General features: G+C 70.5%; 23 protein-coding genes. 12 read left to right on the top strand and 11 right to left on the bottom strand.

Features of this window, described 5'->3' with window-relative positions; translation table 11 throughout:
- Positions 1-34: 34 nt before the first annotated feature.
- On the top strand, positions 35-1,381 hold the full coding sequence (locus HUN07_RS08975) for an amidase family protein (RefSeq protein ID WP_174909190.1): 1,347 nt from the start codon (positions 35-37) through the stop codon (positions 1,379-1,381).
- Positions 1,382-1,452: 71 nt separating this feature from the next.
- On the top strand, positions 1,453-2,625 hold the full coding sequence (locus tag HUN07_RS08970) for a thiolase family protein (protein WP_114718493.1): 1,173 nt from the start codon (positions 1,453-1,455) through the stop codon (positions 2,623-2,625).
- A 60-nt stretch (positions 2,626-2,685) separates the two neighbouring features.
- On the opposite strand, the gene HUN07_RS08965 is transcribed toward HUN07_RS08970, so the two are convergent.
- From HUN07_RS08965 to HUN07_RS08955, 3 genes are read right to left on the bottom strand one after another with little or no spacing between them, the layout of a single operon-like run.
- On the bottom strand, positions 2,686-3,933 hold the full coding sequence (locus HUN07_RS08965; RefSeq protein WP_254622864.1) for an MFS transporter: 1,248 nt from the start codon (positions 3,931-3,933) through the stop codon (positions 2,686-2,688).
- Positions 3,930-4,571, bottom strand: coding sequence for an ArsR/SmtB family transcription factor (locus HUN07_RS08960; RefSeq protein ID WP_174909186.1), 642 nt, complete (start codon positions 4,569-4,571; stop codon positions 3,930-3,932). The genes HUN07_RS08965 and HUN07_RS08960 overlap by 4 nt, the downstream gene beginning before the upstream one ends.
- A 35-nt stretch (positions 4,572-4,606) precedes the next feature.
- Entirely contained in the window at positions 4,607-5,464 is an 858-nt protein-coding gene (locus tag HUN07_RS08955) for a hypothetical protein (RefSeq protein ID WP_174909184.1), read from the bottom strand.
- Positions 5,465-5,647: 183 nt separating this feature from the next.
- On the opposite strand from HUN07_RS08955, the gene HUN07_RS08950 reads away from it, so the two are divergent.
- Positions 5,648-6,187, top strand: a complete 540-nt coding sequence (locus HUN07_RS08950; RefSeq protein ID WP_174909182.1) for a Dps family protein — start codon at positions 5,648-5,650, stop codon at positions 6,185-6,187.
- Positions 6,188-6,268: 81 nt separating this feature from the next.
- Here the strand turns inward: HUN07_RS08950 and HUN07_RS08945 are convergent, their stop codons facing one another.
- The 7 genes from HUN07_RS08945 to HUN07_RS08920 all read right to left on the bottom strand — a co-directional run bounded on the left by HUN07_RS08945 (position 6,269) and on the right by HUN07_RS08920 (position 13,837).
- A complete protein-coding gene (locus HUN07_RS08945) occupies positions 6,269-7,237 on the bottom strand; it encodes an adenosine deaminase (RefSeq protein WP_174914562.1) in 969 nt (322 codons plus the stop codon).
- A gap of 5 nt (positions 7,238-7,242) precedes the next feature.
- The gene (locus HUN07_RS08940; protein WP_174909180.1) at positions 7,243-8,004 is read right to left on the bottom strand and encodes a crotonase/enoyl-CoA hydratase family protein; all 762 of its coding nucleotides are present in this window, start codon (positions 8,002-8,004) and stop codon (positions 7,243-7,245) included.
- Positions 7,994-9,076: a class I adenylate-forming enzyme family protein gene (locus HUN07_RS08935; RefSeq protein ID WP_254622966.1), complete on the bottom strand. Its 1,083-nt coding sequence runs from the start codon at positions 9,074-9,076 to the stop codon at positions 7,994-7,996. The genes HUN07_RS08940 and HUN07_RS08935 overlap by 11 nt, the downstream gene beginning before the upstream one ends.
- Positions 8,992-9,552: an AMP-binding protein gene (locus HUN07_RS26900; protein ID WP_254622863.1), complete on the bottom strand. Its 561-nt coding sequence runs from the start codon at positions 9,550-9,552 to the stop codon at positions 8,992-8,994. The genes HUN07_RS08935 and HUN07_RS26900 overlap by 85 nt, the downstream gene beginning before the upstream one ends.
- Positions 9,553-9,639: 87 nt before the next feature.
- A complete protein-coding gene (locus HUN07_RS08930; protein WP_174909178.1) occupies positions 9,640-10,458 on the bottom strand; it encodes an enoyl-CoA hydratase/isomerase family protein in 819 nt (272 codons plus the stop codon).
- 18 nt (positions 10,459-10,476) lie between these two features.
- Positions 10,477-11,337 (bottom strand): alpha/beta fold hydrolase, encoded by an 861-nt coding sequence (locus tag HUN07_RS08925; protein ID WP_174909177.1) that lies wholly within the window; start codon positions 11,335-11,337, stop codon positions 10,477-10,479.
- Positions 11,338-11,476: 139 nt separating this feature from the next.
- On the bottom strand, positions 11,477-13,837 hold the full coding sequence (locus HUN07_RS08920; RefSeq protein WP_114718483.1) for an ATP-binding protein: 2,361 nt from the start codon (positions 13,835-13,837) through the stop codon (positions 11,477-11,479).
- A gap of 71 nt (positions 13,838-13,908) precedes the next feature.
- Between HUN07_RS08920 and HUN07_RS08915 the strand changes: the two genes are divergently transcribed.
- Together HUN07_RS08915 and HUN07_RS08910 are read left to right on the top strand one after the other, a co-directional pair.
- The gene (locus tag HUN07_RS08915) at positions 13,909-14,613 is read left to right on the top strand and encodes a GNAT family N-acetyltransferase (protein ID WP_174909175.1); all 705 of its coding nucleotides are present in this window, start codon (positions 13,909-13,911) and stop codon (positions 14,611-14,613) included.
- A 50-nt stretch (positions 14,614-14,663) separates the two neighbouring features.
- Positions 14,664-15,722: a glutathione S-transferase family protein gene (locus HUN07_RS08910; protein ID WP_114718481.1), complete on the top strand. Its 1,059-nt coding sequence runs from the start codon at positions 14,664-14,666 to the stop codon at positions 15,720-15,722.
- A 4-nt stretch (positions 15,723-15,726) separates the two neighbouring features.
- Here the strand turns inward: HUN07_RS08910 and HUN07_RS08905 are convergent, their stop codons facing one another.
- Entirely contained in the window at positions 15,727-16,065 is a 339-nt protein-coding gene (locus tag HUN07_RS08905) for a VOC family protein (protein ID WP_441346816.1), read from the bottom strand.
- Between the two features lie 101 nt (positions 16,066-16,166).
- Between HUN07_RS08905 and HUN07_RS08900 the strand changes: the two genes are divergently transcribed.
- The 7 genes from HUN07_RS08900 to HUN07_RS08870 all read left to right on the top strand — a co-directional run bounded on the left by HUN07_RS08900 (position 16,167) and on the right by HUN07_RS08870 (position 24,910).
- Entirely contained in the window at positions 16,167-16,910 is a 744-nt protein-coding gene (locus tag HUN07_RS08900) for a hypothetical protein (protein ID WP_254622965.1), read from the top strand.
- Between the two features lie 32 nt (positions 16,911-16,942).
- Entirely contained in the window at positions 16,943-17,761 is an 819-nt protein-coding gene (locus HUN07_RS08895) for an alpha/beta fold hydrolase (protein WP_254622862.1), read from the top strand.
- A gap of 29 nt (positions 17,762-17,790) precedes the next feature.
- Positions 17,791-18,192 (top strand): DUF6153 family protein, encoded by a 402-nt coding sequence (locus HUN07_RS08890; protein ID WP_174909171.1) that lies wholly within the window; start codon positions 17,791-17,793, stop codon positions 18,190-18,192.
- 93 nt (positions 18,193-18,285) lie between these two features.
- Positions 18,286-19,008, top strand: a complete 723-nt coding sequence (locus tag HUN07_RS08885) for a DUF305 domain-containing protein (protein ID WP_174909169.1) — start codon at positions 18,286-18,288, stop codon at positions 19,006-19,008.
- Positions 19,009-19,084: 76 nt separating this feature from the next.
- Positions 19,085-20,215: an ABC transporter ATP-binding protein gene (locus HUN07_RS08880; protein WP_254622861.1), complete on the top strand. Its 1,131-nt coding sequence runs from the start codon at positions 19,085-19,087 to the stop codon at positions 20,213-20,215.
- Positions 20,212-20,985 (top strand): ABC transporter permease, encoded by a 774-nt coding sequence (locus HUN07_RS08875; RefSeq protein ID WP_174909167.1) that lies wholly within the window; start codon positions 20,212-20,214, stop codon positions 20,983-20,985. Before HUN07_RS08880 ends, HUN07_RS08875 begins: the two co-directional genes overlap by 4 nt.
- 67 nt (positions 20,986-21,052) lie before the next feature.
- Positions 21,053-24,910, top strand: coding sequence for an ABC transporter ATP-binding protein (locus HUN07_RS08870; protein WP_174909165.1), 3,858 nt, complete (start codon positions 21,053-21,055; stop codon positions 24,908-24,910).
- The last annotated feature ends 37 nt before the right edge of the window (positions 24,911-24,947 follow it).

Genomic DNA, 24,947 nt, shown 5'->3' with positions numbered 1-24,947 from the left:
CGGATCCGGTCGGCGCGTCGCTACTGTGAGCGGCGTGCCGACCGGACCGAACTCCCCTCGCCTCGACCGTCGTTCGTTCCTGCGGGCCGGCGCGTTCGGCGCCGCGGTGGGCGGCGCGACGCTGCTCGCGGGATGTGGCGACGACCTCCGCGACCCCGGCGTGCCGCCACTACCCGGCGGGGACACCAAGCCCGCCGACACCGCGACGTGGCGACTCCAGGGCGATCCGCTGATCGCAGGTAGCGGTTCCGGGCCGCTCGCGGGCCGTACGGTCGCCGTGACCGACCTGTTCGCCGTCGAGGGCCAGCGGGTCGGCGCGGGCAATCCCCGATGGCTGGGGCTGGCGCCCACCGAGACGACCACCGCCGACAGCATCTCCCGCCTGCTCGGGCAGGGCGCCGCCGTTGCCGGAATCACGCAGACCGTCGACTTCGGCTTCGGCCACTCCGGCGTGAACGCGGCCTACGGGACGCCGGCCAATCCCGCCGCGTCCGGCCGCATTCCGGGAGGCGCGACCTCGGGGGCGGCCACCGCCGTCGCGCTCGGCAGCGCGTCCGTCGGATTGGGCCCCGACACCATCGGATCCGTCCTGATCCCTGCCTCCTATCAAGGGCTGTGGGGTTTCGGCCCGACGCACGGCACCGTCTCGGTACTCGGCATGATGCCGCTCTCGAAGACCCTCGATCGGGTCGGTTGGGTGTGCGCCGACCCGACGACCCTGATCGCCGTCGGCGACGCGCTGCTCCCCCCGGCGTCGGCGAGTCCGTTCGGCGCGGCGGTGACGGCGCCCGGCGTGACCGCCGTCGCCGACGAGCACGTCCAACCCGCGGTCCGGGAGGCGCTCGCATCATGGAGGCGGTCGGCGCTACCGCCGTTGTCGGAGCAGGACCTCGACATCGCGGAACTCCCCGACTGGTACGACGCCGTGACCACCGTGCAGGGCTACGAGGCGTGGCAGCAACACGGCGCCTGGGTGTCGACGGCCGTCGGGTCGGTCGGCGACGAGGCCCGCGCGAACTTCCTCGCGGCGTCGAAGATCTCCGAATCCACGTATCGGCGCAGCCTCGACGAACTCGGCGCCGCGGGCCGCTCCGTCCGCGACTACCTGGGCTCCCGTGTCCTCGTCATGCCAACGGCGGCGTCCCCGGCACCGTCGACCGCCGACGATCCCGGCAATGTCCTTGTCGCGGAGAAGCTTCGGACCACCGGGATGCTCGTCGCAGTTGCGGCCGTCGCGGGACTGCCCACGGTGACCGTGCCCGTGACCTCGCCGGGTGGCCTGCCGGTGGGCCTGTCCCTGGTGGGTCCACCCGGCCGGGACCGGGACCTGCTCGCACTGGCGGGCCGGATGGCCGGCACCGGAATCGCCGCCCGCTCCTGAGGCCGCACCACCGATGAAGTACATTCGTTTAACTCTTTAGATTCGACCGACTTCATCGAGAGTGAGGCGCCATGCGTGACGCAGTGATCGTCGAGGCAGTTCGTACCCCCATCGGCAAGCGGAAGGGCTCGCTCGCGGACGTGCACGCGGTGGAGCTGTCCGCCCACGTCCTGCGCTCGATTGCCCAGCGCACCGGCATCGACCCGGCGATCGTCGACGACGTCTACTGGGGCAACGTCAACAGCGTCGGCATGCAGACCGGCAACATCGGCCGCATGGCCGTCCTCGGCGCCGGCTGGCCCGAGTCGGTGCCGGGCCTGACCGTCGACCGCCAGTGCGGTTCGTCGCAGCAGACCATCTCGATGGCGGCCGCGTCCGTCATCTCGGGCCAGGCCGACATCATCGTCGCCGGTGGCGTGGAGATGATGACCGCGGTGCCGCTCGGCTCCTCGAACGTTCCGGGCACCGGCGACTCCGCAGGTCCCGCCCGCACTCGCTACGCCGCCCAGCTCGAGGCACCCGGTTTCAACGGCCGCTTCAACCAGGGCGTCGGCGCCGAGCTCATCGCGCAGGAGTGGAGGATCTCCCGCGAGCAGCTCGACGAGTACTCGGTTGCCTCGCACGAGCGTGCCGCCGCCGCACAGGACGCCGGCGCGTTCGAGGCGGAGATCGCCCCGGTCACCCTCGAGGACGGCACCGTCTTCTCCGCCGACGAGGGCATCCGCCGCGGCTCCACCACCGAGAAGCTCAGCCAGCTCAAGTCCCCGTTCCTCGAGGGCGGCGTCATCACCGCCGGCAGCGCCTCGCAGATCTCCGACGGCGCGGCCGCCGTGCTGGTCATGACGTCCGAGAAGGCGAAGGCCCTGGGCCTGACCCCGCTCGCTCGCATCCACACCGCCGTCGTCGCCGGCGACGACCCGGTCAAGATGCTCACCGGCCCCATCCCGGCCACCGCGCTCGCGCTGAAGAAGGCCGGTCTGTCGATCGACGACATCGACGCGTTCGAGGTCAACGAGGCGTTCGGTTCGGTGCCGCTGGCGTGGCAGCTCGAGACCGGCGCGTCGATGGACAAGATGAACCCGCTCGGCGGCGCGATCGCGCTCGGCCACCCGCTCGGTGGCTCCGGTGCGCGTCTGGCCGCCACGCTGGTCCACCACCTGCAGCGCACCGGCGGCCGCTTCGGCCTGCAGACCATGTGTGAGGGTGGCGGCACCGCGAACGCCACCATCTACGAGCGCATCTAGCACCTCCCGCACGTCGTGAAGGCGGCCGGTTCCTTTCGGAGCCGGCCGCCTTCAGTTTCGTCAGACCCGGCGCGCGTGCAGGGCGAGCGCGGGGACGATGAGCAACGAGATCGCCGCCCCGAGCAGCGCCAGCCAGCCGTAACTGGTGGCCGCGACCATGACACCGGACGACAGTCCGCCGCCCGCGCCGGCGATCGCGATCGTCAGATCGACGGTGCCCTGCGTGCGGGCACGTGTCGCCAGCGGGACCGCATCGGTGATGATCGCCGTGCCGCTGATGAGCCCGAAGTTCCAGCCCAGCCCGAGCAGCGCCAGCGCGACCGCGAGCGCCGGCACCGAGTGCACCGGAGCGGCGGCGGCCGTGACACCCGCGGCCAGCATCGTCACCGCGGCCGCGGCGGCCACGACCCGCGGGCCGAACCGGTCCGCGAGCCTCCCCGACAGTGGCGAGGGCAGGTACATCGCGGCGACATGGATCGCGATGACCAGGCCTGCGGCCCCGGTTCCGTGCCCGTGATGCTGCATGTGGATCGGGGTCATCGTCATGACACCGACCATGACCAGCTGCGTGACGACCATGACGGTCGTGCCCAGCACGACGGACGGATTCCACGTGCGCGCGGCGGACGGTTCGATGTCAGGGCCGGCCGCGTGGTCCGCAGTGTCGGCGGCGGCCGCACGCGCCAGCAACAGCGGATCCGGGCGCAGCATCACCCACAGCACCGCGCCGGCGGCCGCGTACGCGATTGCGGCCAGGATGAACGGTCCTGCGAGTGCCGGGATTCCGAGCCCCTCGGCGAAATCACCCATGACCGTGACGAGGTTCGGGCCGACGACCGCACCGACGGTGGTCGCCACGAGCACCGTGCTCACGGCGCGGCCCCGGTGGGCCGGGGCGGCCAGGTCGGCACCGGCGTAGCGCGCCTGCAGGTTGGTCGCCGTTCCGGCGCCGTAGACGAACAGCGAGATCAGCAACAGCACGACATTGTCGGCGACCGCCGCCGCGACCACTCCCACACTGCCGAGCGCGCCGGTGCCGTAGCCGAGCGCGAGACCGGGTCGACGGCCGAAGCGCTGCGAGATCCGGCCGACGGAGACCGCGGCGGCCGCGGAACCGATCGTGAACAGGGCACTCGGCACACCGGCGAGGCCGGTGCCGCCCAACATGTCCTGGGCCAGCAGCGCGCCGACGGTGATCCCGGCGGCGAGGCCGGCACCGCTGAGGATCTGCGCCGCGACCAGGACCGCGAGGATCCGGCGCTGACTGGCGGCAAGGTCCGGCGTCACGAGCGCCCGCTGCGCCGTCACGAGGCGTCTCCGGCGGTCCCGGCGAGTTCGATGCCCGAGGCCCGCCATTCGAGGATGCCCTCGTCCAACGCGGCCGCGCTCAGTCCCCGCTGCCGGAGGAGGTCGGCGGCGTCGCGGGCCATTCCGCACAGCTCACCGCGGCAATACACGACGACGTGCGTCCTCACCGGCAGTTCATCGGCGCGCGCGCCGAGCTCGTCGAGCGGGATGGATACCGCGCCGGGCAGGTGTCCCGCCGTGAACTCCGCGTGCGGCCGGACGTCGAGAACGACGACGGATCCGGAACGCATCTGCGTCGCAAGCTCGTCGGAGAACTCGGTCCCCTCGCCGTGCGCGAGTCCGGGCAGGTGCGCCGCACCGACGTCCTTCATCGACACGTACAGCCGCGCGACGTCGAGCCCGGCGAGCCGGTAGAAGATCGTGGTGCCCTCGCGCCGCGTGCGCACCAGGCCGGCACTCTTGAGGATCTGCAGGTGCGAGGACGCGCTCGTCACCTTGAGCGACGCTCCCCGAGCGAGGGTCTCGACGGACTGCTCGCCCTGCGCCATCAACTCGAGTAGTGCCAGCCTCTTGCCGTTCGCCATCGCCTTCGCTGTGCGTGCGAGTTGGTCGTACATGTCCGCATCGGACTCACTCATATTCCATCACTCCTTGGAATACGAGAATACGCACCTCAGTTGCCGTCCTCGACAGCCGCCTCCGCCTCCGACTCCCAGCGGCGGGCACGCTCGAGATCGCTTCGCGCCGACCGCGCAGCCGCGTTCGCCGCGTGCGCCGACTCCCGAACGAACGCGTCGCGCTGTTCCAGATGTTCGAGGTCGCGCCGCAGGACCTCCATCCGGTCCGCGATCTCCGCGGCTTCCGCATCGAGCCGGGACACCTCACGCTCGGCGACGTCCGTCGCCTCCCGCGCCGCCTCGGCCGAGGCGCGGGCGGCGGTGAGCTCGGCCCGCGCGACCTCCCGGGCGTCCGCACCGAGACTCGCTGCGCCAGAGCCTTTCCGAGCCGCCGCGGCGCCCGCCGCCGAGCGCTCTCCGCGACCCACCGATTCCAGGACGGCCGGCCCGAAACCGCTGTACCTCGCGGCACAGAGCACCCGTCCCCGCTCCACGGTGCGCGCCAGGTCCGGGTCCGCCATCGCGGCATGCAGCGTCTGCGCGACCTCTCGCAGTGCCGCCTCGCCCACCACCCTGCCACGCTCCGCAGCCAACCGGCCCGCGCGTTCCGCGAGCGCCCGCACCACCCGCTGCCGCTGATCGGAGAGTTCGCGGAGCGCCGTAGGGTCGAGGCGTCGCTGCGCCTGTCGCAGCGCATCCCCGAGCGCCAGCACCGCGGAGACGTCGTCGGGCGACTCGCGGGCCAGCAGGTTCACGAGCCACCCGACGGTCGTGGGCTTCCTCAACGCCGCCAGCGCCCGGGCCGCGTCACGATCCTTCCTCGCCTTCGCCTGTGCGACCCGGCCGGTGCGGGCCGCGACGAACACGGACGGATCCAGCCCGTACAGCTCGTCGGCCACTTCCTCGACGTCCACGCGTCGATCCTGACACCGCGCTCGCCCACCGACCAGGGTTCGAAATTCTCGCCCCACCTGCGTCAACTTATCTACCGTGCAGGACATAGATTTTGTAGTACCGTTGAACAGGACAACATCGCTCGGCCGACAAAGAGTTCGAATCGGCCGGCAGGTGTGGACACAGGATCGAAAGGACAGACGATGACGAACTTCACCGTTCCCGGACTGACCGCAGACCAGGGCGCCACGGTCGCGAACACGCTCCAGAATCGACTCAGCGCCTACAACGACCTCCACCTGACGCTCAAGCACATCCACTGGAACGTCGTGGGCCCCAACTTCATCGGCGTCCACGAGATGATCGACCCGCAGGTGGACCTGGTCCGCGGCTTCGCCGACGCGGTCGCCGAACGGATCGCAGCGTTGGGTGCCTCCCCCCAGGGCACGCCCGGCGCCATCGAGAAGGACCGGTCGTGGGACGACTACTCCGTCGGGCGCGACAGCGCCCAGGCGCACCTCGCTGCTCTCGATCTCGTGTACACCGGCGTGATCGAGCACAATCGGAAGGCGATTGCGAAGGTCGGCGAGATCGACCCGATCACCGAGGACATGCTGATCGGTCAGACCGCGGAACTGGAGAAGTTCCAGTGGTTCGTCCGTGCCCACCTCGAGAACTCCGGGGGCCGTCTGGCCAACGAGGGCGAGCCCACCGAGAAGAAGGCCGCGGCCGCCGTGCGCTGACCGGTACCCGCCACACGCACCAGCGCATCCACCAGATCCCGGTCCGGGCGCCCGCCGGGGGCGCCCGGACCGCCCGTCCGCCTAGGTGCGGAGCAGTTCGGCCTTGCGGGCGGGCGACGCGAAGGACGCCTCGATCGAGTTGCGTGCCAGCGTCTCGACCTCGTCGTCGGTCAACCCGATCCCGGCCCGCAGCTGTGCGAAGTTCTCGCCCACGTCACCGCCGAAGTAGGCGGGGTCGTCGGAGTTGACGGTCACCCGCAGACCCGCGCGCAGCATCGTGCGCAGGGGATGTTCGGCGATCGTATCCACCACGCGCAGACGGACATTCGACAGCGGGCACACGGTCAGGGGGATCTCCTCGTCCACCAGACGCTGCACGAGTGCCTGGTCCTCGAGACAGCGCACACCGTGGTCGATCCGCTCGGCGCCGAGGAGATCCAATGCCTGCCAGATATATTCGGGCGGGCCCTCCTCGCCGGCGTGCGCCACCACGTGCAGACCCTCGGCGCGGGCGTGGGCGAAGACGTCCTCGAACAGCGTCGGCGGGTAGCCGACCTCCGCGGAATCGAGTCCGACGCCGATGATCGGCGCCTGCAGTCTCAGGATCTCCGCGAGCACCTCCTCCGCGTCGTGCACGGGTTGGTCGCGCAGGAACGCCGCGATCAGGCCGCTGCTCACGCCGAACTCCCGCTCACTGGCGGCGAGCGCGTCGAGGATCCCGTCCAGCACCACCTGCAGCGGAACACCGCGCGAGACGTGGGCCTGCGGGTCGAAGAAGATCTCCGCGTGCCGCACTCCCGCGGCGGCCGCACGGCGCAGGTAGTCCCGGGTGAGGTCGGCGAAGTCCTCCGCCGTCCGCAGCACCGCCATGTTCGCGTAGTACAGGTCGAGGAACGACTGCAGATCGGTGAACTCGTAGCGCGATTCGAGATCGGCCAGGTCCACGTAGGGCAGGTGCATGCGGTTGCGCTCGGCCAACGCGAAGATCAGCTCCGGGCCGAGAGCCCCCTCGATGTGCATGTGCAACTCCGCGAACGGCAACGCGGCCATGTTCGTCAACGCCCCTTCCACACGGGGGCCCGCTTCTCCGCGAACGCGGTGGCCCCCTCCCGCGCGTCCTCGGAACCGAACACGGGGCCGATCACCTCGAGCTGCCGGGTGAACGCCTCGTCGGCGGGCCAGTCGCGGGCACGGACGAGCACCTCCTTGGTCTTGGCGACGGCGAGCGGGCCGTTGGCCGTGATCCGGTCGGCGAGCGCGAGCGCGCCGTCGAGCGCGCAGCCCGGCTCGGTCAGCGTGTTCACGAACCCGTACGCGGCGGCCTCCGCGGCCGTGAACGGATCGCCGGTCAGGGCGTACTCCATCGCCTTCTGGTACGGAATCCGCTCGGGCAGCCGCAACAGGCCACCGGCCCCGGCGGCCAGCCCGCGCTTGACCTCCGGAATGCCGAACTTGGCCTCGCGCGACGCCACCACCAGATCCGTCGCGAGCACCAGTTCCGTGCCGCCCGCCAGCGCATACCCTTCCACGGCCGAGATGATCGGCTTGCGCGGCGGCGCCTCCGTGAAGCCGAGGCCCCTGCCCGGCACCACGACGTTCTCGCCGGCCACGAATGCCTTGAGATCCATACCCGCGCAGAAGTTCCCACCGGCACCGGTCAGGATCGCGAGGGACAGATCCGGATCCTCGTCCAACTCGTCGACGGCGGCGGCGAGACCGCGGCTCACCGCGCCGTTGATCGCGTTGCGCGCCTCCGGACGGTTGATCGTGATCACGAGCACCCGATCGCGGCGGTCGAGCAGGACCTCATCCGACATCGACATATCCCTTCGTCGTGGAGCAGAAACCTGGCGAACCGTGCACACCCTGCAGCCAAGACCGTACCGACCGCCGGTCGACGCGTCCCGTGGACGTGCGCGGCAGCATGGGCACGCTCGCGCACAGGCGACGTGACGGGCGATACCCCGACAGCACGGCTCGGACGTGCTCACGGACCGTGTCGAGACCGACGTCGGCGCCGGACTCCCGGACGACGGCCACGCCCAGGTCCGGCCCGCCGGCGGTGGTCACCCCCACCACCGCGGCCTCGGACACCCCGGGGCATTCGAGCAGCGCGACCTCGACCTCTCGGCTGTAGACGACCCCGCCGGGGAACTCGATCGCATCCCCGGCACGGCCCGCGATGCGGAACGAACCGTTGCGACCGACCCGCATCACGTCACCGGTGTGCAGCCATCCCCCGACCGTGGTGCGGGCGGTGGTCGCGGGATCACCCCAGTAGCCCCGCATCACGCTGGGGCCTCGGCACCACAACTCGCCGATACCCGGATCGGATTCGGCGACCGCGAACTCCATTCCCCCGTGCGGTGATTCGAGTAGGTGGTCGTCACCGGAGGCGGCACCGACCCGTTGGATCAGTCCGGCACCACCCGTCTCGGTCATCGCCCAGCCGGAGGCGACGTCGGCTGCCGGGAAGCGGTCGCGCAGGCGACGCAGCATCGGGGTCGAGAGCGGTTCGTCGTCGAGTGCGAGGAACCGCACCGCATCGAACTCGCGGCCGGGCGCCCGGACCATCTGCCGGTAGAGAGGCGCGGCCACCGAAAGACGTTCGACTCGTTCGACATCGAGCGCGTGGAGCAGACCGCCGACGTCGGCGTGGGATTGCAGGACGACGGTGCCGCCCACGACGAGCGTCGGAAGCAACTGCGATACGCAGCCCGCCGCCGAGCTGAGCGGCAACGCGATCGCGTGGCGTACGCCGCCGACGGCTCCGGCGGCTCCCACATCCAGGTCCCAGGCCCGGATCACCGCCTCGATCGTCGAGAGCACGTTCTCGTGGCAGAGTTCGACACCCTTCGGCGGGCCCGTCGTGCCGCCGGTATAGAACAGCAGCGCCGAATCGTCGGGTCCCGCACCGTCGTCGATGAACGGACCCCCTGCGGCAGTTCGCCGTCCAGCACGAGGACACTGCCGCTGTCGGCCATGATGTGCCGCGTCTCCTCGACGCCGTGGCCCGGATGGATCGGCACCGGCACTCCCCCGGCCAGCAGCACACCGAGAAACGCCTGCACCCAGCGGGCCCCGTTCGGCATGCGGATCGCGACACGGTCACCGATGTCGATCCCCTGCTGGAGTAGACCCCCGGCAACCCGCGACGCCGACGTCCACAACTGTGCGTGCGTGAGGCGCGCACCGCCGACCTCGACGACGGCCTCCCGGGAGCCGAAGCGGTGCGCGGCGACGTCGAGGAGTTCGGTGAGCGAGGAGGTCAGCCCGGTGTATCGGAGCAGACCGTCCGTACCGCGCACCAAGCGGTCGTCCCGCAGGCGACCGGGCCCGGCCGAGTACTCGAGCAGCGACGCCATGCCCACCTCCACCGAGTAGGTTCCACCAGCACGACTATATGACCGCCGTCACACTCGCGTCCGTCGAACCGCACCCTCGGCGCGCCGCTACTCCCCGGTGTACGTCGCGTGCCCCGGCCCGACGTCGAGGAAGCTGCGGACGGCCCCCTGCAGATCGGCCGTCGCGAACAGCGCACCGGAGGTCTCCGGTGTGATCGAATCCGCGTGCGCGACACCGCCGGAACGCCACGCCGAGACAATCTCCTTGGTGGCGGCATGCGCGCGGGTGGGACCGTCCGCGAGGCGCGCGACCAGCGACCGGGCCGCGCCGTCGACGTCCTCGTGGACGTAGTTGACGACACCCCACTCGTGCATGGTCGCCGCGTCGTACAGGTCCGCGGTCATCACCAACTCCCGGGCGCGTCCCGATCCGGCGCGTTCGGCCAGACGCTGCGGGCCGCCCATCGAGGGCGTCAACCCGACAACGGTCTCGACCAGTCCGAACTTCGCCTTCGGACCGGCAATGACGATGTCGCACGCGAGCGCGATCTCGAACGCGGCGGTGAGGGTCAACCCGTGGGCGGCGAAGACGACGGGGCACGGCAACGCCTCGAGTGGATGCCCGATCTGCGCGAACAGCGACTGCCACAGTGCGGTGCCCTGTTCCACCGTGAGCCCGTCGAACACGTGGACATCCACGCCGCCCGAGACCACCTTGCCCTCGGCCCGCAACAGCACCGCCCGCGGCGGCCGGGCGGTGAGGTCCGCGATGTCGGCGATGACCGCGTCGAACATGGCCCGGTCGAACAGGTTCAGCGGCCCGTGCGCGAAGGTGAGGATCGCGATCTCGGCACCGGCGTCGGTGATGACGCGCTCGAGTCGGGTCGGACGGGATCCTGCGGCGGACAGGGCGTCAGGTTCGGTCATGGGCACAGAATGCCACCGTCACGCGGCCGGCGCGATCGGCAGCCCCAGCACCGTGGTCATCGCCCGGCCGAAGCTGTCCGGATCGCCGATCAGCCAGCCGTGACAGCCGGGGACCCGGTGCACGTGCGGGTCGCGCAGCGCTCCCCGCAGTGACTCGAAGCTGGCGCGGGGGATGAACGTGTCGCCGTGGCTCCACACCATCGTGGTCGGTACGCCGCGCTCGGCGATCCGGGACGCCTCGGCCCGCAGATCGGCGCCGCGGGCCAGTTCACCGATCCGCCACAGCGTTGCCGGGCTGCGGACCGCGTTGCGCAGCGCGTCGCCGGCGATCGACGCGATCGCGCTCGCCGGGGTCCGGGCGAGGACAGCGTCGACGGCCGCGGATGCGCCCCACCGCCAGAGGGGACGTTCGCGGAGTTCGCGCGGCGGCCCACCGGGCGCCCAGGCCCCACCACCCACAGAGTTGACCAGCACCAACCTCGACACCCGCGCCCCGAGGTCGTGCGTCGACGCGATCCCCACCCCGCCGCCGAACGAGTGCCCGACGAGCATGACGGGCCCGTCGACACCGACCGTGTCGAGGAACCGGTCCAGCCACCGCGCGTAGCCTCCGAACCCGTCCCGGTGCGGGGGCAGCGCGTCGGTGCCGGCGAAGCCGGGTAACGCGGGCGCGTACACGCGCACACCGGTGGCCGCGAGTCGCTCGACTGCGCCCGCATAGGTGCGGTGGGTGAGCCCGAACCCGTGGAGAAACACCACCGGTGACCCCGATCCGGCCACGCCGTACGGCGCGTTCCGCCCGTCCACCACGACGTCCCGCCAGCGGACCTCCGCAGAGCGGGCCTCGATCGAACTGTGAACGGGTGGATACTGGCGCACAGGACGACCTCGACTTCCGGAACCGGATGGGACAGGTCGCAGCGTGCCCTGGAATCGTCCCGTCGGGGACGGTAGATCTACCGGTATCCATACGTGCTTCGCTACGGCGGGTATCCGCGCCACACACGGAATGACCAGGTCAGGTTCGATCGTGTTCGGCCACCCAGGCCGCGATCTGGGCGCGTGAGCCGAATCCGAGCTTGGCGAGCACGCGTTCGACGTGACCCTCCGCGGTGCGCGGCGAGATCACCAGCTTCTCCGCGATCTCGCGGTTCGTCAGCCCGCGGGCGACGAGATCCGCGACCTGACTTTCGCGGCGGGTCAGCGCCGGCGTCTCGGGGGTCGGCATCACGATCCGCATCGGCGCCGTCGGGGCCTCCATCTCGGCGCGGGACAGTTCGAACCCGTCCCGGCGGCCGAGCGCGTAGTCGACGGCTTCGGCGAACTCGAGTGCCGCCCCGTTCGCGAACGCTGCCTCGAACGCCCGGTCGCCGAGAATCTGACGGCACAACCGCCGGCATTCCTCGTGGGGGGCGAGCATGGTCGTTATCAGCGCGACGGACACACCCATGGACTGCCGAAGGGCTTCCGCGGCACCGGACAGGATCGCCGCTCGCTCGCCTTCCCGGAGAGCCGCGGCCCCCCACGCCATCGACTCGAGGCAGCCCGCGCCCCCGAAGTGATCGTCGACCCGGCGGGTCAGTTGCAGCGCCTCGACGAACAATCCGGACGCGCGAGCACGGTCGCCCTGCCACCACAGGGCCACGCCCAGCATGAACATCGCCCGCGCCCGGAACTCGCACTCACCACGTGCGGCCGTGATCGCGACGACCTCCTCGTGACAGGCCTTCGCTCGCGCGATGTCGCCGCTCATGCCGCCGACCAGTCCGAGACCCTGCAGGACGCAGATCAGCCGATGCGGATCGGCTTCCTCCCGAAACGGACCGACCGCCTGCTCGAAGAAGCCGGTCGCGCGCTCGAACTCACGCCGGAACATCGCTTGGCGACCACAGGCGTGTGCGACCGTCGCGTCGACCAGCGGATCTCCGATGAGCTCGGCGAGGTGTGCGGCGTGCGCGATCAAGTCCGCACCCGCCGCGAAGTCGTCCTGCATGCCCGCCAGTTGACTCGCCGCACACATCGCCCCCACCCGGACCCGATCGGGACGGTCCTCGGCCCGCTCGAGCGTCCGCGCGAGCCATCGTCGGGCTTCGCCGAACATCCCGCGACAGAACCAGAACGGGAAGATCGCGACCGCCATGCCCACCCCCGCGTCTGCCTCGCCCGGTTCGGTGACGCAGAACTCCAGCGCGTCACGCAGGTTCGCCTGTTCCCGGTCGAGTCGGGCGATCGACTCCGGTTGTCGGGGCCCGATCCAGCCGGCCGCCGCGCGCTCGGCGAAGCCACGAAACCAGTCGCGGTGGTGCCGCCGACAGCGCACCTGCTCGCCGGATTCCTCGAGCTTCTCCAGGCCGTAGTCGCGCAGAGTCTCGAACATGCCGTACCGCACCACCGGGCCGGAACCCTCCACGAGGAGGATCGACTTGTCGACCAGCGAGGCCACGACGTCCAGAACCTCCCCCGGCGCGGCGTCATCCACGCAGATGCCCTCTGCAGCATCGAGTTCGAAACCACCCGAGAACACCGCCAACCGAGTCCACATCCGACGTTCCTTCGGCGTGCACAACTCGTAACTCCAGTCGACGGAACAGCGCAGAGTCTGCTGCCGCGTCGGAGCGACCCTGCTACCCGCGGTGAGGAGCCGGAACCTGTCCGTCAGGCGCTCGAGAATCTGGTCCGGGGACAGGGCACGGACCCTGGCAGCGGCCAACTCGATCGGCAGGGGCAAACCGTCCAGGCGATGGCAGATGCGAGCAATCGCAACTCGATTGTATTCGGTGACAACGAAATCCGGCAGCGCCGAGCGTGCTCGATCGACGAACAGCGTCACCGCTTCGTACCGGGGAAGCGCGTGCAGTGTCGGTGGTGCGTCCGGATCCGGAACCGCCAAGGGCGGCACCCGCAAGATCGCCTCCCCACCCACACCGAGCGGCTCCCGGCTGGTGGCGAGCACCCGTACGCGGGGGCACTCGCGCAGGAGCACCGACGTCAGCTCGGCGGCCGCGGCCACCAGGTGCTCGCAGTTGTCCAGAATCAACAACGCGTCCCGATCCGCGAAGTGCTCGACGAGCAGGTCCATCGGAGACCGGGCCGCCTGGTCGTGCAGCCCGAAGACGGCGGCGACGGTGTCGGGCACCAGCTCGGGGTCGTGCAGTTCCGCGAGCTCGACGAGCCACACACCGTCGGCGAAATCGCGCCGCACGTCCTCGGCCACCCGCAGCGCGAGCCGAGTCTTGCCGACACCCCCGATACCCGTCAACGTCACCAGCCGCGCCGACGAGAGCAAACGCTTGACCGCAGTGAGCTCGCGCCGACGTCCGATGAACGTGGTCAGCGCGGAGGGCAGATTCCCGACCTTGCTCCGGACGGTGGTCGCCATCAACCGTCACGCTCCCTCGCGCTCCCTGCAGCTTCGACGGTACGCCGCGAACCCGCACTACCGTTGGGCCCGTGGACGCGCATCAGATCGACATCATCCGGCTCGCCTGGTCTCGGGAACTCGGTCTCCCCGACCGCGCCCTCGACTCCCCCGGCACCCGCCACGTGCGGGTCGACGAGACCGCGAACCGGATCCGGTTCGTGACGATCGCCGGTGCCAGCGCGCTCGTGGGCCCGGCGTGGGCCGCCGAACGCGCGGAAGAATGGTCCGACGACGAGCTGGCCCGCTCCGGCGCTCTGTCCGCACTCGCGAAGGATCACGCGGGTCGCAGCGGCGGACCCACCGAACTGGCCTGGGCCGCGGATTTCGGGACGGACATCGCGGTCGAGGAACCGCTGGTCTCGCACGACCTCGCGCACGTTCTCGAACTGCAGAACCTCTGCCCGCCCGACGACGTCGCGGAGGCCGGACTCGCCGACAAGGGCGCCTGGTTCACCGTCGTAGACGACGCCCACCGTCCGCTTTCCTCGGCCGGCTACACGGAGTGGCAGGGCATCGTCGCGGACATGGGCGCGCTGACGGCACCCGCTGCCCGCCGGCGTGGGTTCGGTGCGACCGCAACACTGCTGGCCACCAACGACGCGCTCGACGCCGGGCTGATCCCGCAGTGGCGTGCGCACCGCGACAACGTCGCTTCCCGCCGACTGGCCTCGGCGCTGGGATACGAGGAACTCGGAACCTCGGTGTCGATCGAGGTCGCTCCCAGTACCGTGTGAGTTGGGGGTGACACGGCAGCGGCGAGGCCGAGACACGGAGCTGATGCGCGATGAGCGAGAGCACGGACAGGAAAGACACCGAAGACGTCGGAGCCGATTTCGTGGAACCGGGCAAGGAGTTCACCCGCGACACGAACTACATCACGACACGGATCACTGCCGACGGCCGTGACGGCTATCCCGTCGAGCCCGGCCGGTACCGCCTGATCGTGGCCCGCGCATGTCCGTGGGCCAACCGGTCGATCATCGTGCGACGTCTGCTGGGGCTGGAAGGCGTTCTGTCCATGGGGATCTGCGGGCCGACCCACGACGAACGCAGCTGGACGTTCGATCTCGATCCCGGCGGGGTGGACCCGGTGCTGAAGATCCCCCGACTGCAGGACGCGTACTTCGCCCGCTTCCCCGGATACTCGCGCGGGATCACGGTGCCGGCGATCGTCGAGATCGAGACCGGACAGGTCGTCACCAACGACTTCCCGCAGATCACGCTGGACCTGTCCACCGAGTGGAAGGAATTCCACCGCGAGGGGGCCCCGGACCTGTATCCGGAGGACCTGCGCGGCGAGATCGACGAGGTGTCCGAACTGGTGTTCCACGACGTCAACAACGGCGTCTACCGCTGCGGTTTCGCCGGCTCACAGGAGGCGTACGACGGCGCGTACGACCGTCTGTTCGAGCGCCTCGACTGGTTGACCGAACGTCTGTCGACGCAGCGGTTCCTGGTGGGCGACACCATCACCGAGGCCGACGTCCGCCTGTTCACCACGCTCGCCCGGTTCGACGCGGTCTACCACGGCCACTTCAAGTGCAATCGGAGCAAGTTGTCGGAGATGCCGGTGCTGTGGAACTACGCGCGGGACCTGTTCCAGACCCCGGGTTTCGGGGACACGATCGACTTCACCCACATCAAGCAGCACTATTACATCGTCCACAAGGACATCAATCCGACGCAGATCGTGCCCAAGGGCCCCGACCTGTCGCACTGGCTCGAACCGCACGGCCGCGAAGCACTCGGCGGCCGGCCGTTCGGCAGCGGCACTGCGCCGCACCCGCCACGACCGGAAGAGGTTGTGCCGCTGTCACACTGGGCGAGCGCGCAGCGGGACTGACCCGCTATTCACCGGTATAGGTACCGAAGCTCCAGTACACGCCCTCCGGATCCCGGCACGTGAATCCCCGGGAACCGTAGTCCTCGTCCTCGAGCCCCTGCACCACCGACGCACCGGCGTCGACGGCGCGCGTGTAGAGCCCGTCGGGATCGTCGGTGACGAGGTACACCGCCCCTACCCCGCTGGGCAGGTCGACGAGGACGGAGTCGGCGCGGGGCGAGCCGAGCATGATGCCGCCTCCCGGCCACACCCTGGTCGTCTCGGCCATATCCGACACCTGCTTCCACTCGCGGTCACAGACCCGTCCAGCGTATCCCGGAGCCTCCGTCCCGGCCCCGGGAATTCGGGGGTCGACAGCCCGGTTTCCCTATAGTCGGATAGCGAGACAGTCGGATATCGCGTGACCGGACGACCGACCGCCGGATACCGAAGTGAGGACTGATGATGGGCGAGAAGCAGGGACGTGTGGAGTCGACCATCGTCTCCGTCCTCGACAATGCCAGCCGGCTGCAGGCTCCGGCCGTGGCCAAGTACGTCGAGCGGGTCCGCCGCGCCCATCCCGACGAGAACCCGGCACAGATCGTCGCGCGGATGGAGAAGATGTTCCTGACCGCGGTCACCGGCAGCGGCAGCGCGGTGGGGGCGGCAGCGGCCGTTCCGGCCGTGGGAACCGTGACCTCGATCGCGGCGGTGGGCGCCGAGACCGCGTTCTTCCTCGAGGCGTCGGCCCTGCTGACCCTCGCGATCGCCGCGGTGCACGGCATCTCCCCGCAGGATCACCAGCAGCGCCGCGCGCTCGTGCTGGCGGTGGCCCTGGGCGAATCGGGCATGGAGATCGTCGAGCGTGCGACCGGCCTGACGGCGACCAATTGGGCACGACTTGTCACCGGCCGGATTCCGCCGAGCACGATGCGGGCGATGAACAGCTCGCTGGTCCGCAAGTTCGTGACCAAGTACGCGGCCAAGCGCAGTGCCCTGATCCTCGGCAAGCTGCTCCCCGCCGGGGTCGGCGCGGTGATCGGTGGTGCCGGAAATCGCGCGATCGGCCGCGGCGTCGTCGACAATGCGCGTGAGGCATTCGGCCCGGCACCGGCCCTCTGGCCGGACCGACTCCGCGCGGTCGACGGCGCAGCACGACTGCAGGTGGTCCCACCACTGCCGGGCGAGGCTCGCCGCATGCGGTCCTGAGACCGGGTCAGCTCCGACGAAAGGATGTCGTCGTGTTCCCCGTATCCCCCGAGGTTCCCCACGTACTCACCTCCGGATCGGGCGATCGCACGGTGGTGCTGCTCCACGGCTACTCGGATCACGGCGGCACCTGGCAGAAAGTGGTGCCGACGCTCGGCGAGCGCTTCCGGGTCCTCGTCGTCGACCTGCCGGGTTTCGGCCTCAGCGCCGGATCGTGGTCCGAGCCGCTGATCGACGGCTACGTCGACATCCTCGCCGCCCTCGTCGACGACGAGACCGGACCGGTGAGTGTGATCGGCAACTCGCTCGGCGCGGTGACCGCCCTCGCCTTCGCCTCCGCGCGCCCCGACCTGGTGACCGACGTGGTCCTCGCGGACATGCCGGGGGTGACCGGGATTCCGCGCTCGTGGACCCGCGGCGCACGGTTCGGTGTGGATCGCGTGACGCGGGCGCTCACCGGCCCGGTGCCCGACCGGTACCTGCAGCAGATGATCGGCACCCTGTATGCCGGTGCAGCGCTGCGACATCCGCGCCGGGCCGATGCCCGGGTGCGCGCCGACTACACCCAGCACTACGCCACCAAGGCGCAGGTAGCCGACCTGCTCGCGATCGGGCGGGTCGTCATCCGGGAGATCGCGGAGTTGCCCGTCGCGACGATGGTGGACGAGTTGACCGTCCCGGCCCTCCTGCTGTGGGGCGCCAACGACCTGCTCACCCCCGCCCGCGCGGCCCACCGGATCACCCGGTCCGTCGACCGCCGGGTTGCGATCATCCCGAGTTGCGGGCACTGCCCACAGCTGGACTGCCCCAGCGAATTTCTCGCGGAGGTCATCCCCTTTCTCGAACGGTGAGCACCGTGCCGATCGGTACAGTTGTAGCCATGCGTGCCCAGGTCCGAGTGTCCTTCGCTCGACTCGCGGCACCGTGTGCGCTCGCGTTCGGTGTCCTGGCGATGCACCACGTCACGACCGGCCCCCTCGTCTCGACACCGTCGGGCGCGGACTCCGCGCATCACGCACTCGGCCACCAGAGCGGCACGGGGTCGGACGGCTCCGCCGACGCCCCGATCCACCCGCCGGACCACGACAGCTTCCACATGTGTCTGGCGGTACTCCTCGCCGCGACGCTCACCCTCGCCGTGTGGTTGCTGCTGCGGACCGCGCGGGAACAGCGCGTGCGCCCGCGCCGTGCTTCCGGGCCGGCGCGCCGGGCGGGACGCGGTCCGCCCTTCGCGCCGTCCACCTCGGTCTTCCTCTCGTCACTGTGCATCCTGCGGGTGTGACAGGGCCACTGCGGCGCGACCTTCGGGTCGTTCCGGCCGCAGTCCGGTCCTTGATCCCGCACACGAGTGCACACACGTAAGGAACGACACGTCATGAAAACCAAGCGCATGCTGGTCGGAATCGGTGCGGCGGCGGCCGCCGTCACCCTCGTCGTCGGCTGTTCGAACAACGACTCGGGCACCGCCACCTCGGCCACCGGCACCTCGACGACCACGTCGGCGAGCGCGTCGGGAACCGCCGAACAGGGCGGCCCGCACAACGACGCGGACGTCGCCTACGTCGAGATGATGATCCCGCACCACGAGCAGGCCGTGGCGATGGCCGAACTGGTGCCGAGCCGGAGCGGGAATCCCGACGTCGTCGCCCTCGCCGCCCAGATCGAGAAGGCCCAGGCCCCCGAGATCGAGCAGATGGAGGGCTGGCTGAAGGCCTGGGGCGTTCCCGAACCGAGCCATGTCGGGACGCCCGGTGCCACCGCCAGCCCCAACGGCATGGACCGCGACGGCTCTGACCACGACGGTATGGGCCACGGCACCTCGGCCCCCATGGCATCGATGTCCGGCACGCCCGGCATGGAGGGCGGTCATGAAGGGATGATGACGGGCGAGCAGATGCAGGCCCTCGAGAACGCGAACGGACCCGAGTTCGACCGGATGTGGCTCGAGATGATGATCGAGCACCACCAGGGCGCGGTCGCCAGCTCCGAGCAGATCCTCCAGACCGGTGAGAGCCAGCAGGTGCGCGACCTGGCCCAGCAGATCGTCGCGAGCCAGCAGGCGGAGATCGCCCAGATGGAAGCTCTCCTGAGCAAGTAGTCCCAGCTGCGTAGTGCAGACCGGCCGGTACCCTCTCAAGAATTCGATCGACTGTGATCGCCGCGGAGGGGGATTCGTGAGTTCAGCCATGCAGTTCGGTCCGCCCGGGGGCTACGGGCCGGCAGGGAGTTACGGGCCGGCGGGGAGCTACGGGCCGGCGGGACCGGCCGCGCCGGCCATCGAGGCGCGGGGACTGTCCAAACAGTTCAAGACGATTCGGGCCGTGTCCGACCTGAGTTTCTCGGTCCCGCACGGCTCGGTCACCGGGTTCCTCGGGCCCAACGGGGCGGGAAAGACCACCACTCTGCGGATGCTGCTCGGGCTCGTGCGCCCGAGCGCCGGAGGCTCGACGATCTTCGGTCGGCCGTTCGGTGCGATCGACGAGCCCGCGCGAGCCGTCGGCGCCGTCCTCGACTCCCGCGGGCTGCACCCGAAACGCACCGCACTCCACCATCTCCGGATGTACTGCGCTGCGATCGGTGTGCCGGACGATCGAGCCCTGTACGTGCTGCACCTGGTCGGGCTGGCCGACGCGGCCGACCGCAAGGCCGGCACCTTCTCCCTGGGCATGCGCCAGCGATTGACCCTCGCGACCGCCCTGCTCGGCGATCCGCAGATCCTCGTGCTCGACGAGCCGTCCAACGGTCTCGATCCCGAGGGCATCGCGTGGCTGCGCGACTTCCTGGTCGCCTTCGCCCGGTCCGGTCGCACCGTGCTGGTGTCGAGCCACCAGTTGCGTGAGGTCGAGCAGATGGTCGATCACCTGGTGATCGTCAGCCGTGGGTCGCTGGTGTTCCAAGGCGCCATGGATCAGCTCCGAGGAGCCCACCGCGCACGACTGCTCGTCGCGTGCTCCGACCCGGTCCGGCTCGCGACAGCCCTCGCGGCCGCCGGAATCATCGACATCCAGCACCTCGCCGACGGGCGGATCGCGATCTCCGGATCCGACCCCGCCACGGTGGGACGGGTCGCCGCCGACGTCGAGGTGACGGTGTTCGGCGCGTCCACCGAGCACGTCGATCTCGAGCAGGTCTTCCTGGCGATGACGTCGGGGCAGTACGCGGCCCCCGGTCACGGCTTCGGCCCCGGCCTGCCGCCGCAGGGTCCGCCCGGTCCCCCGCCGCCGGGATACGGCGCCCCACCGGGATACACGCCGACTCCGCCGCCCCAGCAGTGGTTCGGTCCGACCGACGGAGGCGGACAGTGACCACACGCCTGCTCACCGCGGAGTTCCGCAAAGTCACATCGCTCAGGTTCTGGTGGGCGCTGGGCCTGGCCCCGCTGCTGGTCGGCGTGATGTCCAGCGCGATCAGCATCCCGATGTTCAATGCGGTCGCGGACGAGGTCGCCTCGACGGAGGCGAACACCGCCGCCGCCGCGATCGGACTGTTCGTCGCGCTGGGCCTGGTGTTCCTGTTCTCGGCGCTGTTCGGGGCCGTCAACGCCGGCACCGAGTATCGCCACAACACGCTCACCACGACCTTCCTCACCGCCCGGGGGCGCGACGGAGTCCTGGCCGCGAAGCTCGCGGTGACGGCCCTGTTCGGCCTCCTCTACTGCCTCGTCATCGAGGTCGTGAGCGTGCCCCTGCTGCTCGCCCTGTCGGACAACTTCGAGATCGACGGGACGATCGTCGGTGTACTGGCGATCGGCCTGGTCGCGTCGACGCTGTGGGCGCTGATCGGCGCCGGTCTGGCTCTCGCGACGGGTTCGTCGATCGCCAGCGCCGTCGGGCTCGTGGTCTGGTACGTCATGGGCGAAGGCATCGTGCGCCTGGTGCTGGCCGGGCTCGGTGCCGACGCGGTCGCCCAATGGCTCCCGGGCTCGGTCACCGTCACCGCCTTCGTCGGCACGATCGACCACAGCGCCCTCGACGGCATGCCCGGCTGGCCGCTGTCGCTGCTGGTGCTGTGTCTGTGGGCCGTCGCGTCGTGCGGACTCGGTTGGTGGGCCACCCGCTCGCGCGACATCACCTGACACCGCGGGCAACACGGACACCGGCCTCGACACGACCTGTCACCGGGCCGGACTACCGTTGATCGCGATGGGTACACACGACGCGACAACGGTGTCCGGCGAGCACCGCGGCTGGATACGACGACTCGGAGCCGAGTGCTGGAACCACCGCAGAACCGCGGTCGGGGCGCTCACCGTGACGGTGGTGGCGGCGATCATCGACATCGTCTTCCCGCTGCTGACGAAGGTCGCGCTCGACGCGGCGTCAGCGGGCGAGTCCACCGTCACCAAGGTCATCACCGGCGTGGCGGGACTCATCGCGGTCCTCGCTGTCGTCCGCTTCGGCTGTCAGTACGGCCGCCGGATGCTCGCCGGCCGGCTCTCCCTCGACGTGCAGCACGACCTCCGCCTCGGGCTGCTGGGATCGCTGCAGCGCCTCGACGGCCGCGGCCAGGACCAGATCCGGACCGGCCAGGTGGTCTCCCGCTCGATCACCGACCTCCAGTTGGTGCAGGGACTGCTGGCGATGGTGCCGATGTCGGCGGGAGTGGTGCTGCAGTTCGTCCTCGCGCTGGGGATCATGGCGTGGCTGTCGCCGCTGCTGACGCTGGTCGCGCTCGTCGTGGTCCCCGCGGTGGCCCTGGTGGTCTACCTGGTGCGCCCGGTCCTGTTCGCCGCGACATGGTCGGCGCAGCAGCGGGCCGCCGACCTCGCCCAGCACGTCGAGGAGACCGTCACCGGTGTCCGGGTCGTCAAGGGGTTCGGGCAGGAGGCGCGGGCGGTCGACCAGCTCGAGGACCTCGGCCGCACGCTGTACGCCGAACGCATGCGGGCGGCACGGATCAACGCGCGGTTCGCGCCGTCGATGGCCGCGCTCCCCCAACTCGGTCTCGTCGGTGTGGTCGCGCTCGGCGGCTACCTCGCGCTCCACGGCACGATCACCGTCGGCACGTTCCTGGCGTTCGCGGCGTACGTCACGATGATGACGACCGCGACCCGGACGCTGTCGCAGGTCGTGATCATGGCGCAGCTGTCCCGGGCCGCCGTCGAGCGGGTCTACGAGGTGATCGACACCGAGCCCGACGTCTCCGATCCGCCGCACCCCGTCGATCTCCCGAGCGGTCCCCTCGGCGTGGAACTGCGCGACGTCGAGTTCGCCTTCGAGGAGGACCGCAGCGTGCTCTCGGGTCTCGACCTGTCGATCGCGCCGGGCGAGTCGGTGGCCGTAGTGGGTCCGGCGGGTTCGGGCAAGACCGCACTGTCGCTGCTCCTACCGCGCTTCTACACCCCGAGCGCCGGGACGGTGTCCCTCACGAGCGACGGCCGGGAGTTCGACGTGTCGGCGCTGCGCGCCGACCAGCTCCGCGAGGCGGTCGGCCTCGTTTTCGACGAGCCGTTCCTGTTCTCCGACACCGTCGCTGCGAACATCGCACTGGGCCGGCCCGACGCCAGCTCCGAGGAGATCCGCACCGCCGCGAAACTGGCCCAGGCCGACGAGTTCATCTCGTCGCTGTCCGACGGCTACGACACCGTGGTCGGCGAACGCGGCCTGACGCTGTCCGGCGGGCAACGCCAGCGGGTCGCGCTGGCCCGTGCCCTGCTCGTCGATCCCCGGGTCCTGATCCTGGACGACGCGACGTCGGCGGTGGACGCGAACACCGAGGCCGTCATCTTCGACGCACTCCGCGACGGTCGGCGCCGGACGACGCTGATCCTCGCGCACCGACGGTCCACGCTGACCCTGGCGGACCGTGTCGCGGTCCTCGACGGCGGCCGCATCGTCGACATCGGAACAGTCGACGAACTGGACGAGCGGTGCGCGCTGTTCCGCACGCTGCTCGCGGCGCCCGACCCGGCCGACCCCGCAGACCCGGACGGAAACGGCTTCGCCGCAGTCACGGCACCGATCGCGGAGCCCCCCGAGGCGCAGTTGTGGCCGGCTGTGGACGCGGCCGCAGCGGATGACGCGGCGACCGCCGGGAACGGGTCCGCGCAGGCAGGTCCGGGAACCGGGCACGGTGGCGGCGGCCACGGCGGCGGCCCGATGGCCGGCGCCCTGGGTGGTGTCGCCGCGACCCCCGAACTGCTCCGCGCCGTCGAGGCGCTGCCGCCGGCCGAGGAGGACCCGCACACCGACACCACCGGGCTGCGCCGCGACGACTCCGAGTTCCGACTGGGCCGGCTGCTGCATCCGGTGCGCTGGATCCTGGCGGGCGTCGTCGCGTGTCTGGCCCTGGACTCGCTGATCGGCATCACATTCCCGTCGATCGTCCGGTACGCGCTCGACCATGGCGTGGCCGCCGCCGACTCGGGTCCGCTGTGGGCCGCGACCGCCGTGGGCACCCTGCTCGCGCTGGTCGGCTGGCTCGTGGTCGCGGTGCTCACGGTGATCACCTCCCGTGCCGGGGAGCGCGTGCTGTTCGGGCTGCGGGTGCGCAGCTACGCACACCTGCAGCGACTCGGCCTCGACTACTACGAACGTGAACTGTCGGGCCGGATCATGACCCGCATGACGACCGACGTCGACGCGCTGTCGTCGTTCATCCAGACGGGACTGTCGACGGCGGTGGTCGCGTTGCTCACGCTCGGCGGTATCGCCGTCGCCCTGCTGGTGACCGATGCGACACTCGCGCTGGTCGCCCTCGCCGCGCTCGTCCCGCTCGCGGTCGCGACGATCGTGTTCCGCCGCGTGTCCGGCACCGCGTACTCGGTCTCCCGCGAACGAATCTCGATCGTCAACGCCGATTTCCAGGAGAACATCGCCGGCCTGCGAGCGGCGCAGGCCTACCGTCGCGAGGGGTTCGCGGCGCGGCGGTTCGCCGAGCGCGCGGACAGCTACCGCCGCAGCCGCATGCGCTCGCAGCGGGCCATCTCGGTGTACTTCCCGTTCATCACGCTGCTGTCGGACCTCGCTCTCGCCGCGGTCGTGTTCGTGGGCGCGCATCGTGTCGCGGACGGTTCCGCGACGGCCGGCACCCTCGTCGCGTTCGTGCTGTACCTGGGCCTGCTGTTCGGGCCGATCCAGCAGCTGTCGCAGGTGTTCGACGGCTACCAGCAGGCCGCCGTCGGGTTGCGGCGGATCGCCGACCTGCTCGCCACCCCGAGCTCGATCGAAACGGCCGACGCCGGCGACACCGTCCCGATCGAGGGTCATCTGCGCGGCGACGTGACGTTCGACGACGTGACCTTCCGCTACCAGGGCGCCGACTCGGATGCCCTCAGCGACATCGACCTGCACATCCCCGCCGGCACGACGGTCGCGCTGGTGGGCCGCACCGGCGCAGGCAAGTCGACCGTCGTGAAGCTGCTCGCTCGCTTCTACGATCCGACGTCCGGATCGGTCCGGGTCGACGCGGAAGACCTCCGCCGCTACCCGCTGCACACGTACCGGGGCCGGCTCGGGGTCGTCCCCCAGGAGGCACACCTGTTCACCGGCACCGTGGCGAGCAACATCGCGTACGGACGACCGGATGCGAGCCGCGGCGAGATCGAGGCGGCGGCGCGGGCGGTGGGTGCACTGCCGACCATCGCGGCGCTGCGCGGCGGCATGAACCAGCCGATCGGCGAACGCGGGCAGGGGCTGTCCGCGGGTCAGCGTCAGCTCATCGCGCTCGCGCGTGCCGAGATGGTCGATCCGGACCTGCTCCTGCTCGACGAGGCGACCGCGACCCTCGACCCGGCGACCGAGCGCGTGGTCCTCGAATCGAACCGAATGGTCACTCGAAAGCGCACGTCGGTGGTGGTCGCGCATCGCCTGGCGACCGCCGCCCGGGCGGATCTGATCGTGGTGGTCGACGGTGGCCGGATCGTCGAAACCGGTGCTCACAGCACACTTCGACATTCGGGCGGGCACTACGCGAGGCTCTGTGATGCGGCGGCCAGTCATCAGGGGAATAATTCGTCGTCGAGAACCGTCATCGATGGTGACCGCATCGCAACAATGTGAGACAGCCGACACGCGACGGACCGGATGCCCGAGCTCG

It is taken from the genome of Rhodococcus sp. W8901 (assembly GCF_013348805.1).
GTDB lineage: Bacteria > Actinomycetota > Actinomycetes > Mycobacteriales > Mycobacteriaceae > Prescottella.
The sequence above is the reverse complement of the archived record's forward strand: the minus strand, read 5'-3'. Positions and strand labels throughout refer to the sequence as shown.